At 68.9% G+C, this 21,099-nt stretch carries 20 protein-coding genes, 4 tRNA genes and 1 pseudogene; 13 read left to right on the top strand and 12 right to left on the bottom strand.

The annotated features are described in order from the left end of the window. Positions 1-534: 534 nt before the first annotated feature. Positions 535-606 (bottom strand) — tRNA-Val (locus NX1_RS30105). A 510-nt stretch (positions 607-1,116) separates the two neighbouring features. Between NX1_RS30105 and NX1_RS30100 the strand changes: the two genes are divergently transcribed. From NX1_RS30100 to NX1_RS30085, 4 genes are all read left to right on the top strand, one after another. Beyond that, positions 1,117-1,189: transfer RNA gene (locus NX1_RS30100), tRNA-Gly, on the top strand. 45 nt (positions 1,190-1,234) lie between these two features. Further along, a tRNA-Cys gene (locus NX1_RS30095) sits at positions 1,235-1,305 on the top strand. A 1-nt stretch (position 1,306) separates the two neighbouring features. Then, positions 1,307-1,381: transfer RNA gene (locus tag NX1_RS30090), tRNA-Val, on the top strand. Positions 1,382-1,613: 232 nt separating this feature from the next. Beyond that, positions 1,614-2,762, top strand: coding sequence for a hypothetical protein (locus NX1_RS30085; RefSeq protein ID WP_245668730.1), 1,149 nt, complete (start codon positions 1,614-1,616; stop codon positions 2,760-2,762). A gap of 42 nt (positions 2,763-2,804) precedes the next feature. Here the strand turns inward: NX1_RS30085 and NX1_RS30080 are convergent, their stop codons facing one another. Beyond that, complete coding sequence (locus NX1_RS30080) at positions 2,805-3,761, bottom strand: hypothetical protein (protein ID WP_245668729.1); 957 nt, start codon at positions 3,759-3,761, stop codon at positions 2,805-2,807. A 368-nt stretch (positions 3,762-4,129) separates the two neighbouring features. Between NX1_RS30080 and NX1_RS30075 the strand changes: the two genes are divergently transcribed. Further along, entirely contained in the window at positions 4,130-5,434 is a 1,305-nt protein-coding gene (locus NX1_RS30075) for a hypothetical protein (protein WP_068066825.1), read from the top strand. Here the strand turns inward: NX1_RS30075 and NX1_RS30070 are convergent, their stop codons facing one another. The 4 genes from NX1_RS30070 to NX1_RS30060 all read right to left on the bottom strand — a co-directional run bounded on the left by NX1_RS30070 (position 5,435) and on the right by NX1_RS30060 (position 9,774). After that, the gene (locus NX1_RS30070) at positions 5,435-6,349 is read right to left on the bottom strand and encodes a LysR family transcriptional regulator (protein ID WP_068066822.1); all 915 of its coding nucleotides are present in this window, start codon (positions 6,347-6,349) and stop codon (positions 5,435-5,437) included. 70 nt (positions 6,350-6,419) lie between these two features. Then, positions 6,420-8,141 (bottom strand): flavin-containing monooxygenase, encoded by a 1,722-nt coding sequence (locus NX1_RS30065; RefSeq protein ID WP_084501857.1) that lies wholly within the window; start codon positions 8,139-8,141, stop codon positions 6,420-6,422. A 105-nt stretch (positions 8,142-8,246) separates the two neighbouring features. Then, complete coding sequence (locus tag NX1_RS36635; RefSeq protein WP_245668731.1) at positions 8,247-8,468, bottom strand: cytochrome P450; 222 nt, start codon at positions 8,466-8,468, stop codon at positions 8,247-8,249. Positions 8,469-8,544: 76 nt separating this feature from the next. Next, positions 8,545-9,774 (bottom strand): cytochrome P450 family protein, encoded by a 1,230-nt coding sequence (locus tag NX1_RS30060; RefSeq protein ID WP_157120212.1) that lies wholly within the window; start codon positions 9,772-9,774, stop codon positions 8,545-8,547. A 310-nt stretch (positions 9,775-10,084) separates the two neighbouring features. On the opposite strand from NX1_RS30060, the gene NX1_RS30055 reads away from it, so the two are divergent. Beyond that, positions 10,085-10,624: a GNAT family N-acetyltransferase gene (locus NX1_RS30055; RefSeq protein ID WP_373864931.1), complete on the top strand. Its 540-nt coding sequence runs from the start codon at positions 10,085-10,087 to the stop codon at positions 10,622-10,624. A gap of 16 nt (positions 10,625-10,640) precedes the next feature. Here the strand turns inward: NX1_RS30055 and NX1_RS30050 are convergent, their stop codons facing one another. Next, positions 10,641-11,393 carry an alpha/beta fold hydrolase gene (locus NX1_RS30050; RefSeq protein WP_068066817.1) on the bottom strand — a complete coding sequence of 251 codons (753 nt, stop codon included), beginning with the start codon at positions 11,391-11,393 and terminating at the stop codon, positions 10,641-10,643. Between the two features lie 116 nt (positions 11,394-11,509). On the opposite strand from NX1_RS30050, the gene NX1_RS30045 reads away from it, so the two are divergent. From NX1_RS30045 to NX1_RS30035, 3 genes are all read left to right on the top strand, one after another. Next, on the top strand, positions 11,510-12,394 hold the full coding sequence (locus NX1_RS30045; RefSeq protein ID WP_068066813.1) for an ABC transporter ATP-binding protein: 885 nt from the start codon (positions 11,510-11,512) through the stop codon (positions 12,392-12,394). A 42-nt stretch (positions 12,395-12,436) separates the two neighbouring features. Then, positions 12,437-13,216, top strand: a complete 780-nt coding sequence (locus NX1_RS30040) for a DUF2705 family protein (RefSeq protein WP_068066811.1) — start codon at positions 12,437-12,439, stop codon at positions 13,214-13,216. A gap of 77 nt (positions 13,217-13,293) precedes the next feature. Next, positions 13,294-13,782, top strand: coding sequence for a GbsR/MarR family transcriptional regulator (locus tag NX1_RS30035; RefSeq protein ID WP_068066804.1), 489 nt, complete (start codon positions 13,294-13,296; stop codon positions 13,780-13,782). Positions 13,783-13,799: 17 nt separating this feature from the next. Here the strand turns inward: NX1_RS30035 and NX1_RS38485 are convergent, their stop codons facing one another. From NX1_RS38485 to zapE, 3 genes and pseudogenes are all read right to left on the bottom strand, one after another. Continuing rightward, positions 13,800-13,934: a tyrosine-protein phosphatase gene (locus tag NX1_RS38485; protein ID WP_281217435.1), complete on the bottom strand. Its 135-nt coding sequence runs from the start codon at positions 13,932-13,934 to the stop codon at positions 13,800-13,802. A 127-nt stretch (positions 13,935-14,061) separates the two neighbouring features. Beyond that, a pseudogene (locus NX1_RS38755) lies at positions 14,062-14,121 on the bottom strand (hypothetical protein); the annotation flags it as partial. Between the two features lie 199 nt (positions 14,122-14,320). Then, positions 14,321-15,340, bottom strand: a complete 1,020-nt coding sequence (gene zapE / locus NX1_RS30030; protein WP_068066801.1) for a cell division protein ZapE — start codon at positions 15,338-15,340, stop codon at positions 14,321-14,323. Between the two features lie 35 nt (positions 15,341-15,375). Here zapE and NX1_RS30025 point away from each other — a divergent pair, with 35 nt between their 5' ends. The 4 genes from NX1_RS30025 to msrB all read left to right on the top strand — a co-directional run bounded on the left by NX1_RS30025 (position 15,376) and on the right by msrB (position 19,602). Then, positions 15,376-16,137, top strand: a complete 762-nt coding sequence (locus tag NX1_RS30025) for a pyrimidine reductase family protein (protein ID WP_068066799.1) — start codon at positions 15,376-15,378, stop codon at positions 16,135-16,137. Positions 16,138-16,169: 32 nt separating this feature from the next. Then, a complete protein-coding gene (locus tag NX1_RS30020; RefSeq protein ID WP_068066796.1) occupies positions 16,170-17,726 on the top strand; it encodes an alpha/beta hydrolase in 1,557 nt (518 codons plus the stop codon). Between the two features lie 95 nt (positions 17,727-17,821). After that, entirely contained in the window at positions 17,822-19,162 is a 1,341-nt protein-coding gene (locus tag NX1_RS30015; RefSeq protein ID WP_068066795.1) for a glycosyltransferase family 87 protein, read from the top strand. Further along, a complete protein-coding gene (gene msrB / locus NX1_RS30010; protein ID WP_068066794.1) occupies positions 19,159-19,602 on the top strand; it encodes a peptide-methionine (R)-S-oxide reductase MsrB in 444 nt (147 codons plus the stop codon). Before NX1_RS30015 ends, msrB begins: the two co-directional genes overlap by 4 nt. 121 nt (positions 19,603-19,723) lie before the next feature. Here the strand turns inward: msrB and hemQ are convergent, their stop codons facing one another. Both hemQ and NX1_RS30000 read right to left on the bottom strand, forming a co-directional pair. Beyond that, a complete protein-coding gene (gene hemQ, locus NX1_RS30005; RefSeq protein WP_068066791.1) occupies positions 19,724-20,419 on the bottom strand; it encodes a hydrogen peroxide-dependent heme synthase in 696 nt (231 codons plus the stop codon). 49 nt (positions 20,420-20,468) lie between these two features. Then, on the bottom strand, positions 20,469-21,099 hold a 631-nt coding region (locus tag NX1_RS30000; protein ID WP_174555542.1), incomplete at its 5' end, for an FAD-dependent oxidoreductase.

The raw sequence follows: 21,099 nt of genomic DNA, 5'->3' as shown, positions 1-21,099 counted from the left end.
GATCGCGCGAGGCAGCCGGACCGATGCTTCCTGAAGTCACCGGCGTTGCGGGCGGTGCTGGCCGGTTGCTGTCCCGAATTCCAGGGCACTGCCACCGGCTGGGGAATTTCGTTCCGAGACAGGCGGATTCAGGTACTTCCTGTCGTCCGCCTCCCCCCGTGCTGCATCGCGCCACATCGGGACGGGAGGCGTTGTCCGGTATCCCCGACGTGATTGGTGAAGCGGTCGCCCAGTATCTGCACCAGGGCAGCCTTGCGTTCCGAGACCCGACGACTGCGTCACACCGGTGCCGAGCCCGTGGAAAGAGCACCACACGGGACCCGCGATATTTTCGTCGTCTCCGCTCTCCGCCGACCGGCTCCGGCAATCCAGCTCCGGTGCGCGACTCGGCCTGACCCGCGATCCCAGGAAGCAACGCAGACGACTTCGAAGGCCTTCGGAAAGTGTGGGACGGGTCGTGACGTTGGACGAAAGCGCCCGAAAAGAGAAAAGACCCTGAACCAGAAACTGCCTGGTCAGGGTCTTCTTTATGAGTGGTCCCAGCTGGGATCGAACCAGCGACCTTCCGCGTGTGAGGCGGACGCTCTCCCGCTGAGCTATGAGACCGAACTCTCTGTCCGGGCGGCGACTCGATGCCGTCCGAACGAGATGGAACATTAGCACGCTCTACCGGTCAGCCACCAAATCGCCACCCGGACAGCACCGATTCGTCGTGTTGCGGGTGAGTGGTCCTGTTGCGGATGAGTCACCGCCCCACCTTTCACCCACCCACGTGGCCCGCACCACCGAACCCGTCGGCGGCGGCTCCAGCCGCCCCCCGCGCGGATGTCGATCGCGGATGCCCGGATGACCGCCCGAAGGGATCCCAGGGCACTGGCCGAGCTCGCGCGATCAGATGCCGCGCCATGGCCCGCGATGGGATGCGTCATCAAGGCGTGCGATCCGACGCCGCATCCGCCTCCTCAGTCCCCCACACCCCAGCGGCCGCAGCGGCCACACTCGCAACTTCGCCGTTTCCAGCCGTTCTACCAGCGGATTTGTACCTTTCACCGGGCGTCGGCTAATGTTCTGTCTCGCACCACGGAGGCCGGAACGGAAGCCCCCGAGATGCAAAATGCGGATGTAGCGCAGCTGGTAGCGCATCACCTTGCCAAGGTGAGGGTCGCGGGTTCGAATCCCGTCATCCGCTCGAGAGGTAGGGCCAGGCAGTGTAAACAGCCTTCCCCCTTTGCGCGGTGGAGTGGCCGAGTGGTGAGGCAACGGCCTGCAAAGCCGTGCACACGGGTTCGATTCCCGTCTCCACCTCGCGCGATTAGCTCAGCGGGAGAGCGCTTCCCTGACACGGAAGAGGTCACTGGTTCAATCCCAGTATCGCGCACCATCTCACCAAGTAGGGCCCCCTTTCGAGGGGGCCCTACTTGTTTTCGTTTCCGATCGCCCGGCGCTTCCCGCCAGCAGTTCCACCCGATACATCAGCTTTTCGACGCCGGACTGTTCACCACGTGATCGTGCCGGGTCGCGCGGAAGGCTCGAGATTGTCCGGTGGCGCGGTTAGGCTGCCGGTTGTGGCTGGTGAATTGGGGTTTGGGGGCGCGGAGGACGGGGGGTTGTTCGTGGATGACATTCGAGGGGAGGTGTCGTTCGGGCTGGAAGAGGTCAACGAGGTGTTGGCCGGGTTGGTGGGGGTGCATGCGGAGCGGCGGAAGCGGGATGCGGAGATCGTCGGGTATCGGCTGGGGATCGGTGGGGAGGGGCCGGAGACGTTGGCGCGGATCGGGGCGCGGTTCGATCTGGCGCGGGATCGGGTGCGGCAGTTGCACACTCGGGCGGTCGGGCAGATGCTGCGGGAGGCGGCGGTGATCGGCGGACGCGAGGCGGAGGTGTTCGCGGGGCGGTATCCGGTGGACGGGCGGGATTCGGCGCTGGTGCGGGCGCTGCTGGTAGAGACGTACGCGACCGATACGGATCTGGCGGCCAACGAGCTGTCGTATCTGAAACTGCGGCTCGCGGGACACGCGCCCGAGGACGCGAAACGGATCGCGGGCTACGTCATGCAGCGGATCATGGCGTGGCAGAAGAAGACGAACCGGCAGCTGGCGAAGCTGCGCGACGCCGAGCCCGCGGCCGCGACCGAGATCGGCGAATGGCCGGCGCGGATCGAATGGTCCGCGGGCTCGCCTGCCCCGCTGCCGACGAGCTCCGCCCGCACAGTCGACGGCGACGACGAGGGACGCGGCCGGTTCTACCTGGACAAGGTGGGACGCGATGTCGGCTTCGACTCCGCGCTGCAAGCCCGGTTGCTGCGTACGCTCAACGCGGCCGACACGGTCGAGACGTTCCAGGAACATCCGATCGCGGTGCGCTACGACATCGACGGCTCGGAGCGCGTCCACTATCCGAGCGTCGCCGCGCGTTTCACCGACGGCCGGGTGGCGCTGATCGACGTCCAACCGCTCGGCCACGTCGCCTTCCACGTCAACCGCGCCAAGTCGGCGGCGGCGCGCAGCAGGGCGCACGCCGAGGGCTGGGGGTGGCTGGTGTGGACGGGAAGCCGCCTCGGCCTACCGGAACTCACCCGCCGCGAGGTGGACGCCCGCCGCGCGAACGGTCTCGCCGAACTCGTCGAGCGCGGGCCGGTGCCGTGGCGGGAGGTGCGGCGGCTGCGCGAGGAATCCGGACTCGAACTACTCGATTTCGCCGCGCTGGTCCTGCGCAACGAATGGCGCTGGGACCGCGGGCCTTTTCGCCTTACTCGCAGCTGACTCGCCGCGCACCCATGCACATTCAGCACACCCGGGCGACAATCAGCGCAGCACTATGGCCGCCGCGAGGAACGTCACGATCAGCAACATCGCGCAGTAGGTGATCAACTGCCAGTGGCTCACGGTCTGTTGCAACCCGGCGATGGTGGCGCGCAGACTGTTGTCCACCCGATGGTGGTCGGCCAGCTTGCGGTTCACCTCGGCCAGCGCGTCCGCCTGCGCCTGCGCGTCGTGTTCGGCGCGCTCCAGCCGGGAGGTCAGCTTCATCACCTGTTTCTGCTTGTCCCTGACCGACTTCCGGGACAGCGCGAGGGCGGTGCGCTGGTTCATCAGCTCCTGCCGTTGCCGGGCGATCACCGCGGCCTGCGTTCTCGTGTGATGCTCCCAGTCGGTCACGGTGGCCCATCCTCCCGTCATCTCGTCGCGAAAACCCCAGGCGATCTCGCCGGACACCCAGCCGCGCAGGAACTCGCGCAACTCGAACTGCTCGCGCCGCGGCATCGCGACGGCGCTGCGCTCGGCGTCGAGCATGCCCATGTCGATCAGGTAATCGCAGGCGGGCGGGGCGAAGTCGGCGATGCCGACCGCGGGCAGGTGGGCCACCCAGTAGCCGGGCTGACACAGCCACAGCACGCCATCGCATCCCGCCGCGCGCAACCGAGCCGTGTGTTCGTGGGCGAGCGTGCGGTCCAGCGGCCCGCTGCGCACCTCCACGGCGTAGGTTCGCTCGCCGATCCGCCACAAAATGTCGACGCGGATACCGCCGACCCGCCGGTCCACATCGGCCTCGTCCGCGCCGAAGGCCACCAGCCTGCCGCACAACCAGTACTTGAGCCGCTGGATATCCCATTGCGCGTCGGCGCATCCCGGGCAACGGCAGCTGTACCGGGATCGATCGCCCACCACCGTGCGGATCTCGTCCTGCACTTCGGCGATGCCCAATTCGGCGAGCATCGCCCGACGTCCGCAAGCCTGTTCAACGCGCTGCGTCGTTCTCACGCGATCACTCCCCTGCCCAACACCGCAAGGTCTCTCGACCTACTCCATAGATCAAGAGTGCGCTCAACTTCGTCCGCCCGCCAGCCCCCTATACCCCGCGCTCGGGTGCGCCGCCACCGGCGCGACGCCTCTCATCAGGCGATGTGCCCTGCGTCACAAGGGATTTCGCAGCGACATGCGCGAGAAAGACCACAGAAATTTCGGGCGATCGATTTTTGCCACCGATTCGGCGACACGGCCGAGCGCGCCGCATCGTCCGCCTTCCGCCGAGGCCGCGCCGGGCGGTGCTCGCCCCGCACCTCCGCAGGGCTGTGGATAGAATCGCCAGGCCACGCGCAGTTCGGGCATCGACGGGGAAGAAGGTACGCATGGAGCACGGCCAGCACGGTGCCGAGTCGGTCGGCGCGATCTTGTCGGGCATCGCGGAGCTCCTGCGCGAGGTGAGCGACAAACTCGACAGCGTCGCCGCCCGGGTCGGCGAGGACAACGGCGTCGAAGCGCGCCTGAAGAAGTTGGAGGCCTGGGCCTTCCGCACCGAGCAGAACGTCTCGGCATTGGAGACGCGGCTCGACGACGTTGCGTCCGGCGCGTCGGTCGAACGCACCGAGGCCGCGCCGCTGCCCCGTGCCGCGCGCCGGGCGCCGGCCGCGGCGACGGCTCGTCTCGACGAGCCGCGACCCGAATCCTTACGCGCCCAGGCCCTAGGCACCGAAACCCCGCGCACCGAGAACTCCCACCACGAGGCACCCCGCGCCGAGAACTCCCGCCTCGAAACACGGCGCGCCGAAACCCCGCGGACCGAGAACTCGCACCACGAGGCCACACGCATCGGGAACTCCCGCCTCGAGGCACCTGGCACCGAAGATTCCCGCCTCGAAACTCTGCGCGCGGAAACCCCGCGCACCGCGAATTCCCACCACGAGGCCACACGCACCGAAAGCTCCCGCCACGACACCCGGCGCACCGAGAACTCCCACCACGAGGCCACACGTATCGAGAACTCTCGCCTCGAAACCCGGCGGGCGGAAACCTCTCGCCTAGAAGCTCTGCGCACCGAAGCCCCGCGCGCCGAGACCTCTCGCACCGAAACCCCCCGCCCCGAAGCTCCGCGCGCGGAGCGCCTCCGACCGCAGGCACCGCTCCGCCCGGAGCCTTCCCCCGAGCCGCCGCGCACCGACAGTCTCGAGGCCGCCGCCATCGTGGCGCGCGTCGAGCAGCAGACCGCGGCGCCGAACTCGCTGCCGCGCAGGGACACCACCGCCGTCCCGCCCGCGCTGCACGATTGGGTCGAACCCAACGTCTCGCGCGGCGCGCCCTACGACGCCGCGCCAGAACCGGTCTCGAACGCGCACGCAGAGCCTGCGGAGATCGCGCCGCGCACCGAAACATCGCAGGAGCGACTCGGCTTCGGCACCGTCGGCACGCCCGTCGTCGACACCGCGCCGCGGCTGAACGGCCGCCTGGAAGCGCCGGCGCTCACCAGCCGTGCCGACACCACCCTGACCGCGCCGCGCGACGAGCCCGCCGCCGCGCCCACCCAGCACCACGCGACCATCGACGACAATTCGCACGTCGACAAGCTCCAGGCCATGCTCGACGAACTCAAGCGCAACCCGGCGGGCCCGTTCGGGAGGCCGCTCGGTAATCCGTCGGGCGACCCGTCCGCGCAGTAGTCACTCGGTTTCGCTCCGATCCTGCGGCGCGAGCAACGCGCGGATCGTTTCGCGCAGCCAACGATGCCCGCTGTCGGCGGTGTTGCGCGGGTGCCACGCCATGCCGACCGTCACCTCCGGAAGCGGCAGCGGAATGTCGAAGGCGCGCAGTCCCATGGCGTGCAATGCGTCGCCGGCCAATCGAGCGGGCGCTGGACAGACGAGTTCGCCGGAGCGCACCGCCAACAACGCGGTGCTGAGATCGGGGACGATCGCCACCACCCGGCGGGTGCGGCCGTGCAGGGCCAGCCGGTCGTCGATCGGGCCGCGCGAGCGACCCTGCCTGGAGATCGCGAGGTGGGCCGCGGCGGCGTAGGCGGCCACGGTGACCCGCTCGGTGATCAGCGGGTGGTCCGGCGCGGCGACGCCGACGAGACGATCACCGAGCACGCGTTGCACGGTGATCTCGGGATCGCTGCGCTCGAGGACTCCGACGGCGATGTCGGCGCGCCCCTCGCGCAACCCCACCGTGCCGTCGTGGCCGTCGGGCAGGAAATGCACGGTGACGCCGGGAGCTCGGCGCCGCACGGCGGCCAGCAGCGGGGCGGCGAGATGGGTACGGACCATATCGTCGGCCTGCACGGTGAAGCCGCGCCGCAGACCGGCCGGGTCGGCCTCGGCGCGGATGTCGAGCAGCGCGCGCCCGCGTTCGACCAACGCGGAGACCTCGTAACGCAATTCGAGGGCGCGCGGTGTCGGGACCAGGTTCCTCCCGGCACGGACCAGCAGCGGGTCGTCCAGCGTCCTGCGCAACCGCGCGAGCGTCCGGCTCATGGCGGGGGTCGAGGTGCCCAGGCGTTCGGCGGCCTTGGTGACGCTGTTCGTGTCGAGCAGCGCATCCAGAGCTACCAGCAGATTCAGGTCGAGGCCATCCACTCGCGGATTATCACAGACGCAAGATAGGGGCGTTGGCGTTGCGTCCGCGACAATCCGCAAACTTCCAGCATCAGGCCTGCGACGGGTACGGGTCGCGCCATGACGATGGATACTTTTCGGTCGGTGCCGGAGACGTTTCCGCTGGTGCCGCGTATGTTTCAGCTGATGTCGTGTGGGTCTCGGCAGGCCGTGGGCGGACTTCGGCTGTCGCCGGAGGAATTTCGGCCGTCGGCGGATACATCTCGGCGGTAGCCGGGCGCGCTTCCGTCGGAGCCGGTGCCGCCTCGGCGGGCACCGGTCCGGGTGAAGTCGGCTCCGCCGGGCGCTGCCCGCGCTCCGAGAGCCCGCGATACGCGGCCGGTTTCACGGGCCGGAACCACTGGGCGAACCGGGTGCCCAGCGGTAGTCGGAACTTCAGGTCGGCCAGCATCTCGTCGATGTTGTGCAGCGCGAACGGCGTGATGGTCGTGCCGTGCGCGTGGTGGCCGCCGGTTCCCGCCGACATCCACCGCAGGCGCTCGTCGATCTGCTCGCTGCGCTCCTCCGGCGACGGCAGCGCGAGACGGCCGCCGAGCAACGCGGCGGTCCAGTGCGCGCCGACCTCGGCACTCAGCGCACCGAGCAGCGAGGAGTTGTAGCCCGCGAAGGTCAGATTCGGCACCTCGGTCGGCAGAATGTGCCGGTAGAGGCGGAAATTGCCGTCGTCGTCGGTGAGCCTGCGCTGGACGTAGGGGGTCAGGAACGGCACCCGCTGCTGGAAGCCGGTGGCGCACACCACGATGTCGGCGGGGACGACGTGGCCGTCGGAGAGCCACGCGGCACAACCCGCGGGCGTGCCGGACAGCTCGGTGACAGTAGTGTCCCGCAGCACGGTGATCCGGCCGTCGCGGACCTGCTCGAAGAATCCCTCGGTCGCGATGCTCGCGGTGCTCTGCGCGATCTCCTCGAAGCGGCCTTCCGGCACCAGGCCCAGGTCGCGCAGGCCCAGCTTCTTGGTGGCGAGTTCCTGGATCACGTCGAAATCGGTGTCGCGGAAGCTGTGCCCCGAACCGTGCAGGAAGCGTTCGAAGCCGCGCGGGCTGTGGTAGCGGAAGTGCGCTTCGCCGAGGCGGGTCAGGAACAACCGCTCGAAGTCCAGGCCGGTGCTGAGTTTGCGGGGCATCTTCCACAGCAAACGACGAGCCACCACCGTGGTCGCGGCCGCGACGTGGCTGACCGCCTCGGCGATGTCGCAGGCGGACTGACCGTATCCGACCACCACCACCGACTTCCCGCGCGCCTGCTCGACGTCGAGGAACTCCGAGGAGTGATAGAGCTGTCCGCCGCGCGCGAGATACGTCTCAGCGCCCCGATAGTCGGGCATCTCGGGTTCGCAGAACACACCATTGGCCACGACCAAGTGGTCGCAGGAAGTGCGATGCACGCCCGACTCGTCGCGGATCTCCAGCAGCCAGCCGCTGTCCACCGGATCGGCGGCCACCACCTCGGTGCCGAGCCGGAGGTTCTCGCGCAGCCCGAACTGCTGCACGTATCCCTCCAGGTAGGCCTGCATCTGGGCGCCGTCGGGCAGGCGCGGGTAGTCCTCCGGCATGGCGTAGTCCGAGAACCGGTAGGTGTGCTTGCTGTTCAGCGTGCGCAACCCGGGATAACGGCGGGTCGCGCTCCAGACACCACCGACATCGGGGGCGCGGTCGAACACCTCGACCGGAAAACCCTCTCGGCTCAACACCTTCGCGGAGGCAAGGCCTGCAATGCCCGCGCCTACGATCGCGATGCGGTTCCCGCTCGTCATGGCCACCGAGATTACCCGCCCGCGCCGCGCGGTAAAGCTGGCGGGCGCAGATTCATCGGATCCCGCGCGGGGTGACCGCCATTCCGGCCTTGCCGCGCGAGGCGTTCAGCGCGACGTCGCCGTCCAGGAAACGCTCAGGGCGGAACGTCGCGATGTCGGGAATGCAGGCGAATGGCCTCCTTCGGCACGGCCTCCACGGCCCTGTCGTCGCGCGGCTTCGTACGTCGCCTGCTGGAGAGCCGGGTCAGCGGCCAGCTCGCAGAGTGCCCAGGGAAGTGCGGTCGCCGTGGTCTCGTGCCCGGCCCAGCAGCACGGTGACCAGCTGATCGCGCCGGGTCAGTGCGTTCATCCGGTCCAACGTCACCACGGCGGCCTGTGGATGACCCGGCGCGGCGAACGGGAATCAGCGCAGTGCCGGGGCCTTGGTCACCTCGACCGGCAGGTCCTGCACTCCGCGGAACAGGACGCTCTCCCGCCACGCGATCTCGTCGGCGTCCACGGCGAGCCGCAGGTCCGGATAGCGATCCAGCAGCCGCGAGATCGCGACACGCGCTTCCAGCCTGGCCAGACCCGCACCGAGGCAGAAGTGAATGCCGTGCCCGAAGGCGAGGTGGCCGTTCGTATTTCTTTCGGTGTCGAAGATCTCCGGGGCGGCGAAGTGCCGCTCGTCGTGGTTGGCCGAACCCAGTGCCACCAGGACGAATTCACCGGCCGGAATCTCGGTCTCACCGATCACGGTGGGCACCGTCGTGTAGCGCAGCGTCGCCATGTTCACCGGGCCCTCGAAGCGCAACATCTCCTCGACCAATGCGGGCACCCGGTCCAGGTCCTCCCGCAGCGCCGCGTATCTCGGCGGATCCGAGAGCAAGGTGAGCACGGTGTTGCCGATCAGGTTGACCGTGGTCTCGTGGCCTGCGACGAGGATCAGGAAGGCCATGGAGATGATCTCGTCGTCGGTGAGCCGGTCGTCGGCGTCGCCCGCGGTGACGAGGTCCGAGAAGAGATCGCCGCCGGGGCCCTCGGCGCGGCGGCGGGCGAGCAGATCCTCGAAGTAGGTCACGACGGCGGCGGTGGCCGAGCGCATCCGCTCCGGGTCGGCCAGCGTGATGTCGGAGACCACCGCCGACCATTCCTTGAATTGGGCACGGTCGGCGGTCGGCACGCCGAGCATCTCGCAGATCACCGTGATGGGCAGCGGGAACGCGAACTCCGCCATCAGATCGACCGGCCCCGCCGCTCGCGCGAGACCGTCGAGCAGCTCGTCGGTGATGGCGGTGATGCGCGGAGTGAGCGCCTCGATCCGGGCGGGGGCGAAGGCGGGCGCGACCAGTTTGCGCAGGCGCGCGTGCTGCGGCGGGTCCATGTTGAGCAGGTGGTGGCTGAGGCGCTCGTTCACGGCGCCCACACCGCTCCTGGCCGCTCCCTCGCGACGGGCCTCGGCGCCGGTGGCGGTGTGCGGATCCTTGCGGATCGTCGGATTGCGCAGCGCCTCGCGCGCCGCGCCGTAGTCGACGATCAGCCAGGCGCGCACCCCCGTGCGCAGCTCGATCTGGTGCACGGGACCCTCGGCTCGGAGCCGCTCGTAGAAGGCATACGGTGTACGAAAGAAGTCCGGTGGCAGCTGTCTCATCATCGAAGAGCCTTCCCCAGTCGCGAGTTATGTTGCGCCCCTTCGATAGTGGCACGGGTCACGGAGTTCGGCCACAGTCGCGCGAGCGAGGCACCCCACCGGACGGCGGCCGAACAGATCAGCGTCCGCCGCCCAGTACTCGCACGGGGCCGCGACCTCGCCATCGCCGAACCCGAACCGGAGGGAATCCGGGGCGGGCTGACGCCACGCGAACGGGTGCGCTGCGAATGGCCGCGCTACCGGTCGACCCTGCGCGACCGCATCGCGCGAGAACGCGGTGCACCACCCGGCACGACCGTGCTGTACTGGACGCATGAGCAACATCCCAGTGATCGTGGACCGGGCCGGTCTGTGGGACGCCGAAGCCCTCAGCGACGTTGCGGCGGCGACCTTTCCGCTCGCCTGCCCGCCCGGCGCCACCGCGGACGACATCGAGATCTTCGTGACCGAGGTACTGTCCGGTGAACGATTCGGCGAATACCTGACCGATCCCGAACGGATCGTGCTCAAGGCGGTCGCGGGCGGCGACATCGTCGGCTACGCGATGCTGCACACGGGCGACCCCGCGGACCCCGAAGTGGCCAGGGCAGTCGACCTGCACCCCGCGATCGAGGTCAGCAAGATGTACGTGCTACCGGGTCATCACGGCACCGGGGTGTCCACGGCGCTCATGCACGCGGCGCTCGAGCACGCTCGCGAGGGCGGTTACCCGGGCATCTGGCTCGGCGTCAATCAGGCGAACACCCGCGCCCAGCGCTTCTACGCCAAACACGGCTTCCAGATCGTCGGCACCAAGACCTTCCCCGTCGGTCATCAGCTGCACGACGACTACGTCATGCGCCTGGTCTTCTGACCGCGCGACGGGTCGATCACCGCACGAAATCGACCAGGGCGGCCTTGAACTCGGCATGCATCACGGCCAGCATGTGGTCGCCGGGAACGACGACGGAGCGACCCTCCGGCAACGCCGCGGCGAGGCGCTCGGGTTCGGCGGCGAACGGATCCTCGGACCCGGCCAGTACCAGCGCGGGCACCGTGATGTCGTCCAGGCCGGTGATCGGACGGTCGTCCAAACCCTCGACGACGGCCCGGATGGCGGCCAAGTCGGCACGCACGGCGTCGGCGAGAACGCGGAACATCCTGGCCACCGGGGGCGCGCCGTCGCCGTCGCCGTTCATCGCCAGCAGAATCGCCTCGGGCTCCACCACTCGCCTGTCGACGCCGCCGCAATCGATCACGCCGGAACCGATGCCGCCGACGGCGAGTTTCGCGACCCGGTCGTCGGCCGCGGCGACAAGCAGCGAGATCACCCCGCCCATCGAGTAGCCCACCTGCGCGACGCCCTCCAGGCCGAGCTCGTCGTAGAGCGCGCGCACGTCGCGAGCCATGGCGTCCCACGAATACCGCGCCGCGTCGTGCGGCTTCTCCGAGCGCCCGTGGCCGCGTGCGTCGAGCGAGACGACCCGATGCCCGGCGGCTTGCAGCGCGGCCACCACGCCCATGCTCATCCAGTTGGCGTTGGTGTCGGCAACTACCCCGTGCTGTAGCACCACCGTGCGGCCGTCGCCCTCCCACACGCGGTACCCGAGCTCCAGCCCGTCCCAGGTCTTGAACTTCGACATAGCCCGGATCGTAGCCAGTGCGGCAGCAGGCTTGACATGTTCTGCATATTCAGTCTTTACTGAACTCATCAGTCATTACGGAACAAACCGGGACATCGGAACCTCGAAGGAGCAGCATGTCCGCCGCGATCCTGGCCGAAGGCCTCACCAAGCGCTATGGCAAACACGTCGCACTCACCGACCTCGATCTGGAGGTCTCGCAGGGCGAGGTGTTCGGCTTCCTGGGCCCCAACGGCGCGGGCAAGTCCACCACCATCCGGATCCTGCTCGACCTGATCCGCCCCACCGCGGGACGCGTCGAGGTGTTCGGCACGGACCCCCGCACCGGTGGAGCCGCGCTGCGCGCGCACATCGGCTACCTGCCCGGCGAACTGGAGATCGAAGGCCGCAACACCGCGGGTGATCTGCTCGGCTTCCTCGCCGACCAGCGGGGCACCGTCGAGCCGGGCCGGATCGCCGAGCTGGCCGACCTGCTCGACCTCGACCTGTCGAAGAAGGTCGGCGCGATGTCCAAGGGCAACAAGCAGAAGGTCGGCATCGTCGCCGCGTTCATGCACCGGCCGCGGCTGCTGATCCTGGACGAACCCACCTCCGGCCTGGATCCGCTGCTGCAACAACGCTTTCTGACGCTGGTGAGCGAGGCGAAGGCGAACGGCCAGACGGTCTTCATGTCCTCGCACATCCTGAGCGAGGTGCAGCAGACCGCCGACCGCGCCGTGATCATGCGGTCGGGCAAGCTGCTGGGCACCGAGAACGTCGAGGATCTGCGCCGCCGCTCCCCGCGCGCGGTGGAACTGGTCTTCGACGAGGACGTGTTCGCCGACGACTTCGCCGGCCTGCCGGGCATGCGCGACCTGTCGGTGACCGACCGGACCGTGCGCTGCACCACCGAGGGCGAGGTCGACGAGCTGTTCAAGAAGGCGGCCAAGTACCGGCTGGTGAGTGTGCTGTCCACCGAGCCGGACCTGGAGCAGATCTTCTTCGGCCTCTACGGCCGCTGAGGCGTTCGAACGAATCCATCACTCGCACAGGAGAACTCCCACATGTCACGCTCGGTCTTCACCCAGACGCTGAAGGAACAGCGGCGCGGCCTGATCGGCTGGTCGATCGGCCTCGCCGTCGTCCCGATGATGTATCTGCCGTCCTACCAGTCGCTGCGCGACCAGGGCTCGCTCAACCTCACGCAGAACACGATGTACGAGGCCATGGGGCTCACCGATTTCGCCAGCGCCACCGGCTATCTCAACGCCACTGTGTTCTCGCTGATGGGGCTGCTGCTCATGGTGATCTTCGCGGTCACCTTCGCCACCAGGTCGGTGACGCAGGAGGAGAACGGCATGCTCGATCTGCTGCTCGCCCAGCCGATCGACCGGAAAAACCTCCTGGCACAACGATTCGCGGCGCTGGCGGTGCAGATCACGGTGGTCACCTCGGTACTCACGCTGAGCGTCCTCGCGGGCGCGAACAGCGGCGGCCTGGACATCGCCGCCGGGCGCATCGTGGCCGCGAGCGCGGGCCTCGGTCTGCTGGCCCTGCTGATCGGTGCGATCACCTTGTTCCTCGGCGCCGCGACCGGAAAGCGCCCGCTGACACTGGGTTTCGCGGCACTGGTCGCCGTCGCGGGCTATCTGGCCAACAATCTCGGCGGGATGTTCGACGGGGGCGAATGGCTGCGCAAGCTCTCACCGTTCTACTACGCGAACGGCCACTCGCCGCTGGTGAACGGGGCCGATCTCGGCCACCTCGCGGTGCTCGTCGCGCTGGCGGCCGTGGTCGTCGCCGCCGCGCTGGCCGTCTTCGACCGCCGCGACCTCGCGGTGTAGCCGCGGCACACGGGGGCGAGCAGACACTGCCCGCCCCCGTTTTCCCGCTTCTTCCGCACGAAAGGGATACTCGACCGATGACCAGCACGGAACACGACCAGGCGGCGCCCACTCCCGAACAGTTGGCCTTCGTCGAGGATTTCGCGCTCGTGCTCGAACGCATGGGTCTGGTCAGGATGACCGGTCGCGCGGCGGGCTGGCTGCTGATCTGCGATCCGCCCGAGCAGACCTTCGCCCAGATCGCCGACGCGCTACAGGCGTCGAAGGGTTCGATCTCCAACTCGCTCAAGCAGTTGACCACCATGCGCTGGGTCGACAAGAGCTCCAAGCCCGGCGACCGCAAGGACTACTACTCGATCCGGCCCGGCATCATGCCGGAGCTGATCCGCGCGCAGAGCAGCCAGTACACCGACCTGACCGCGATGACCGCGCGCGGGCTCGCCCTGTTCGACGATCCGCACGGCGCACCGGCCGAGCGGGTCCGCGACATTCACGAGTTCTTCGTCTGGCTGAGCAAGGAGATGCCCGCCCTGGTCGACCGGTGGTACGCCGAACACCGGTCGTGAAGCACCGGGGCGAACGCTCAGGCGAGCATCTTGCCCTTCAGGGCCGCGAGGTCGGCGTCGGTGAGGCCGAGGCCGTCGCGCGCGTAGGAGTCGAAGCCGCCGTAGGTCCGGTTCACCTGATCGAACGCGGCGTCCAGCCACTCGGACCGCACGCCGTTCAGCGGGTCGCCCGGTCCGGCGTTGCGGTACCGGTTGGACAGCAGGTAGTCCTCGGTCCGTGGCCCGATCGACGCCGAGCAGGGTCAGCAGCACGGCCGTGGCCCATCCGGTGCGGTCCTTACCCGCGGTGCAGTGGTAGAGCACAGCGCCGTCGCGGGTCTCGATGACGTCGCGCAACACGGCGGCGAAGGCCGCGTTCGCGCCGGGGGCGGTCACGAACGCGCGGTAGAGGTCGTCGCCGCCGCTGAGCGTGGTGACCAGAGTCTGCGGCGGCGCATGGCCGATGACATCGTTCCAGTTCCCGATGGCGCCCGCCGGGACGCGCTCCGGCGCGACAGCGCGCTCCCGCCGGGATTCGGCGGGCGATCGTGCGGACTGCTCAGGCCGCGGCGGCCTCGAAGCGCGACAGCGCCAGCAGACGCGAGATGGCGCGCAGGTACTTCTTCCGGTAGCCGCCGTCGAGCATCTCCTGGGAGAAGATCTCGTCCAGTTTGGCGCCCGAGACGGTGACCGGGACGCTGGCGTCGTAGAGGCGGTCGGCCAGCACCACGATGCGAAGCGCGACGGCCTGGTCGGTCACCGGATGCACGCCGGAGATGAACACCGCCGAGAGCCCGGAGATCAGCGCGCCGTACTTGGATGGGTGCAGCGTGCTCAGGTGCTTCAGCAGGTCGTCGAAGTCATCGAGGGTGGAACCCGTTGTGGCGGAAGCTCGTTCGGTGAGCTCCTCGGCCGAGGTCGGCTCAGGGGCCGGTGGCAGGTCGCGGTGCCGGTAGTCGGGACCGTCGACGCGCACGGCCTCGAAGATCGCGCCGAGCTTCTTGATCTCGCGCATGAAATCCTGTGCGGCGAAACGCCCTTCGCCAAGCTGCCCGGGAAGGGTGTTGGACGTCGCGGCGATCGAGACGCCGCGGGCGGACAGCTCGGTCAGCAGGCGGGAGACCAGCATGGTGTCGCCCGGATCGTCGAGCTCGAATTCGTCGATGCAGAGCACGCTGTTGGCCGCGAGCCGCTCCACCGAGTTGTTGAAGCCGAGCGCGCCGACCAGGTTGGTCAGCTCGCCGAAGGTGCCGAAGGATTTCGGCGCGGGCGCGCTGTGAAAGATCGAAGCGAGCAGGTGCGTCTTGCCGACGCCGAAGCCGCCGTCGAGGTACAGGCCAGCGCCGCTGACCGGCTTCTTCTTGCCGAACAGACCCTTCTTGCTCGCGGCCTTCTGGATCTTGGCCACCTGCCCCGCGAAATCCTCGGCCTTGCGCACGGCCGCGGCCTGGCTGGGCTCCTGGGGATCCGGGATGTAGGAAGCGAAACTGACCTCGTCGAACATGGGCGGCGGCACCATTTGAGCGACGAGCTGGTCCGCCGGAACCTCCGGATGGCGATCGACAAGGCGTTCTTGCATGGACGAAGCCTAATGACGTGGTGTGATCTGACTTCATGCAGCGTATCCACAATGCGATCCAGCTCACAGAGATGAGCCGAGACGATCTGGCAGAGCTCTACGCCTACCCCCTCCACCTCGACGCGCCCTGGGTGAGGGCGAATTTCGTCGCCAGCATCGACGGCGCCGCGACCAGCGACGATGTGACGGCGGGCCTGGGCACCCCGGCCGACAAGACGGTCTTCATGCTCCTGCGCGAACTCGCCGACGTGGTGCTGGTCGGCGCAGGCACCGTCCGCACCGAGAACTACGCCGGCGCGCGCACCAGCGCCACCCGCCGCAGGGCGCTCTACGACCGCGGGCTCGGCGGGCACCGGGACGGCGCGCCGCCGCCGATCGCGGTGGTCACCGCGAGCGCCGCGCTCGAACCGGGCTGCCGTCTGTTCACCGACACCGCGGTGCCGCCGCTGATCATCACGACCAGCACCGCGCCCGCCGACCGCAAGCAAGCGCTGGCCGAGGCGGGCGGCGTCGTCATCGAGGCGGGCGGCGTCGCGGTGACGCCGAAGGGTCTGCTGGCGGCGCTGGCCGAACGCGGGCTCACGCGGGTGCTGTGCGAGGGCGGCCCGCACCTTTTCGGCGAGCTGCTGGAGGCGGATGCGATCGACGAGCTGTGCCTGACCACCGCGCCGGTGCTGGTCGGCGGCACGGCGCGGCGAATCTCGCTGTCCGCGCACGAGTTCCGGATGCCGATGGAGCGCAGGCACATCGTGCTCGACAAGGACGGCACGGTACTGACCCGGTGGGCCCGTCGATGAAACGCGCGTCCGAACCTGGCAGGCTGTAACGCATGCGCTGGACTCGAGCCGCCGTGCTGGCCTCGGCACTGTCGATGATGATCGCCGGATGCGGTGCGGGCCCGTCCGACCGTCCCGTCGTCGCGGTCGAGCACCCGGCCGTCGGCCGCGCCGAGCCCTCGACGCCGGTGCCGCCCCCTCCGCCCGTGGCCGAGCGACCCAAGACCGACCTGAGCTGGCGCGACTGCACCAAGCCGACCCTCGATCTGCTCGGGCTCGGACCCGCGCCCGCCGGTGTGGTGCTCGAGTGCGCGGAGTATTCCACGCCGATCGATGCGGGCGGCAACGTGCTCGGCAGCTTCCGCACCGGTGCGATGCGGGCCCGGCTCGCGCAAACGCCGTCCGATGTGGCGCCGCTGGTCCTCACCTCGGGCACGGACCGCTCCTCCACCGCGACGCTGGCCGGTCTCGCCGTCGGACCGGCGAGCGCGCTGCTGGGCGCGCGTCCGATCGTCGCGGTGGACCGGCGCGGCCTCGGCACCTCGCAGCCGATCGACTGCCTGCCGCCCGACATCCGGCGCGGTCTGGCCGACAACGCCCAGTTCGGGCCCGACGCGGCGGATCCCGTACAGGCGGTGGCCGCGCTGAGCCGCGAGGCGACCATCTCCTGTCGCGATTTCCTGCAGCCGTACGAGGGCACCTTCGACGCACCGCACGCGGCCGACGACATCGAACAGCTGCGCAAGCAGTGGCAGGTCGAGCACATCGACCTGCTCGGCACGGGCAACGGCGCGCGGGTCGCGCTCAGCTACGCGCGCAAGTTCGGCGATCACCTGGCCCGGCTGGCGCTCGACTCCCCCGAAGCCGCGGGCGCCGACGCCGTGACCGCCGAGGAGCAGCGCCTGCAGGGCGCGGAGGCGGCGCTCACCGCGTTCGCGCAACGCTGCGTCGGGCTCGGTTGCTCGCTCGGTCCCGACCCGCGCGCGGCGATCACCGACCTGGTGCGCAGGGCGGGCGAGGGCGGGCTCGGCGACATCTCCGCCAACGCGCTGCTCACCACGATCAGCGGTTTCCTCGGCGGTCCGCGCGCCGACCAGGCCAATCGGGTCGCCGAACTGGCCGACGCGCTCTCGGCGGCCGGGCGCGGCGACCGCGCCGCGCTGGGCAACCTGGTGCTGCGCGAATCGGCCGCGACCGCGAGCGACGGCCAGTTCGTCAACCGCTGCACCGACGTTCAGCAGCCGCCGACCCCGACCAAGGCCGCCGAGCTGATGGGCACGTGGGGGCAGAAGTACCCGGTGTTCGGCAAAAACGCGGCGATCGCGCTGATGGACTGCTCGGCGTGGCCGGTCGCGGGCGCCCCGCCGCTGCCGGAGAAGTTCACCCTCCCGGTGCTTGTGCTCGGCGGCATCGCCGACCCGGTGGTCGGCAACGGCGGACAGGCGTCGGTGACGGGCGCGCTCGGCGCGGCGGGCGCGCGGCACGCCTCGGTGAACTGGCAGGGTTGGGGCCATCCGGTGTTCACCCATTCCGGTTGCGCGCAGCGTCTTCTGCTCGATTATCTGAAAGAGGCGCGGCTTCCGCAGGACGGCAGCGCCTGCCCCGCCTGACCGGGCGGTTCATAGCCGTTTCGCATGGGCGGCCCAGGCACGCCGAGACATATCCCGGCAACCTGCGCGCCGCCCATCCGGTGTACCGTGCCCCAGTGTTACTTCGACAGCTCGAGCCCCGCACCGCTCGCACCACCGCCGAGGTGATCAAGTTCGCACTCTGGCCTCTCGCGGTCATGACGGTGCTGAATAGGGTATTCATCAAGGCTGTCAATGGGTTCATCACCGACGACTACAAGCCGGTCTACAACGCTTCGCTGGCCTTTCTCAACGGCCGCCCCGTGTACACCGCCAACTTCGACTCCGTCGACCCGCACTACCTCTACCCGCCGGGCGGCACGCTGCTCATCGCGCCCATCGCGCTGATCGATCCCGAGAAATCGCGCTGGCTTTTCATCCTGCTCAACGCCGCCGCCATTCTGCTCGCCTGGTACCTGCTGCTGCGCCTGTTCAAGTACTCGCTGAAGTCCGTGGCCGCGCCCGCGCTGCTGCTGGCCATGTTCATGTCCGAGACGGTCATCAACACGCTGGTCTTCACCAACGTGAACGGCTGCATCCTGCTGGCCGAGCTGCTGTTCCTGCACCTGCTGCTGGCGCGGCGCGATCTGTGGGCCGGCGCGGTACTCGGATTGAGCATCACCGTGAAACCGGTGCTCGCGCCACTGGTGCTGATCGCGGCGGCCCGCGGGCAGTGGAAGGTGTTCATCACCGCCATCGGCGTGCCGGTCGCGCTCACCGCGATCGCCTGGCCGCTGCTGAAGGACCCCGAGCAGTTCTTCACCAGGACCCTCCCCTACCTGCTGGAGACCAGGGACTACTTCAACAGCGCGATCGCGGGCAACGCCGCCTACTACGGCCTGCCGGACGCGCTGACCTGGGGCATCCGCCTCACGATGACCGGACTGGTGGCGATCTCGCTGTGGATTCTCTACCGCTGGTACCGCGACGACGAGCTGTTCTTCGTCACCACGTCTTCGGGTGTGCTGCTCACCGCCATGTTCCTGCTGCCCGGTCTGGGCCAGATGTACTACTCGATGATGCTGTTCCCGTTCCTGATGTCGGTGGTGCTGCGCAACTCGGTGCTGCGCAACTGGCCCGCCTGGCTGGCGATCTTCGGGTTCATGTCCTACGACAAGTGGCTGTCGGACCGCTTTCAGAGCCTCGGACGCAACCTCGAATACCTGCGCATCACCTTCGGCTGGAGCCTGCTGCTCATCGTGGTGTTCTGCGTGCTCGGTGATCGGTATTTGGCTGCCAAGCGGGAAGGCCGCCTGCCGTTCGGCATCGACCCGGTCTGGATGAAGGACGCGCCGGACAGCCGCGACGCCGCCGAGAACGCCAAGCCTGCCGACGTCGCCGAGCCGCTCCCGGATTCGCCCAGGTCACACACTGGTTCGGAGCCCGTGGAGGAGAAACGTATTAGCGTGGAGCAATGAGTTCCGACGCCGAAACGTCTCTACCCGCGCCACGGCTCCAGCTGACGCCGCAGCAGTGGCGGGCCAAGCTGAATCCCGAGGAGTACGCGGTGCTGCGCGAGGCCGCGACCGAACGTCCCTTCACCGGGGAGTACACCGACACCAAGACCGAGGGCGTGTACAGCTGCCGTGCCTGTGACGCCGAATTGTTCCGCAGCACCGAGAAATTCGAGTCGCACTGCGGCTGGCCCTCGTTCTTCGATCCGGCGAAGTCGGATGCGGTGATCCTGCTTCCCGACGATTCGCTCGGGATGCACCGGGTCGAAGTGCTGTGCGCGAACTGCCACAGCCACCTCGGCCACGTCTTCGAGGGCGAAGGGTATCCCACGCCCACCGACCAGCGCTATTGCATCAACTCCATCGCGCTGCGGCTGCACCCCTCGGACAGCGCAGCCGGATAGCCGATCGAACGCTCAGCGCAGAATACGGGTCCGCCGAACCGCCCCGCACGCCCCGAAAACTCGGGGCATGCGGGGCGTCCGTTCGAATCAGGGCAGCCTTGGAATCAGGGCAGCTCTCGAATCACGGCAGCGCGGCGATGAGCTTGTCGACCTCGACCCGAGGGCCGGTGAAGAACGGCACCTCTTCGCGGACGTGCAGCCTGGCCTCGGTGGCGCGCAGGTCGCGCATGAGATCGACGATCCGGTGCAGTTCCGGCGCCTCGAAGGCGAGAATCCATTCGTAATCGCCGAGCGCGAACGAGCTCACCGTGTTGGCACGCACGTCCGGGTAGCCGCGGGCTGCCTTGCCGTGGTCGGCCAGCATCTTGCGGCGCTCCTCGTCGGGCAGCAGATACCACTCGTAGGACCGCACGAACGGGTAGACGCAGATGTAGTTGCCCGGGTCCTCGCCGGCCAGGAAGGCGGGGATGTGGCTCTTGTTGAACTCGGCGGGGCGATGGATCGCCACGTTGCTCCACACCGGGGCGCTGGCCCGGCCGAGCTCGGTGGTCCTGCGGAAGTCCGCGTACGCGGCCTGCAGGTCCTCCACCCGCTCGGCGTGCGTCCAGATCATGAAGTCGGCGTCGGCGCGCATGCCGGCCACGTCGTAGATGCCGCGCACCACCACACCGCGCTCGGCCAGCCCGTCGAAGAACGCACGCGCTTCCTTGACCGCCCCCTCGCGATCCTCGCCGAGCACACCCGGCTCCACCTGAAACACCGAGAACATCAGGTAGCGGATGGTGGAGTTGAGAGCTTGATAGTCGAGTCGCGCCATGATTCCTATCGTGCCACTGCGGCCGGGACGCCCCGCCGTTCGGGGCGGCCTAGGACTTCGCGGATGCGGACAGCGACTCGGCGATGCGGCGTGCGGCGGTTTCCCCTGACGCGACGCAGGCCGGGACGCCGACACCGTGCAGGTACGCGCCCGCCAGCGCGATGCCGTCGAGTTCGGCTGTGGCGGACTCGATCTCGGCGATGCGGTCGACGTGACCGACGGCGTACTGGGCCAGCCCGCCCGGCCAGCGCTGCACGATCGCCTCGACCGGGTCGATGACGGCGCCGGTGACGGTGGCCAGGTCTTCGGTGGCGGCGGCGATCAGATCGGCGTCGGACCAGGACAGCGCGGCCTCGTCGCCGAACTTGCCGAACGAGGCGCGCACCAGCGCCGTCTCGCGCTCGGCGAGATGCGGCCATTTCCGGCTGGAGAGGGTGAAAGCCTTGGCGCGCAAGGACTCTCCGGTGGCGACCAGGATGCCGGAGTTGTCCGGCAGCGCGGTGTCCTGCGGCAGCGACAGCGCGACGACGACGGAGGAGGACAGTTCGATCCCGGCGGCCGCGTCCGCCGCCGTGGGCGCGACGTAGCGGAGGAGCCGGGCGGTGACCGGCGCCGGGGTGGCGAGCACGACGGCGTCGACGAGGCCGAGTGGGTCGAGCACCCAGCCGCGGGAGGCGCGC

The organism is Nocardia xishanensis NBRC 101358 (genome assembly GCF_001613365.1).
Lineage (GTDB): Bacteria > Actinomycetota > Actinomycetes > Mycobacteriales > Mycobacteriaceae > Nocardia > Nocardia xishanensis.
This window is presented reverse-complemented; position numbering and strand designations above follow the sequence as displayed.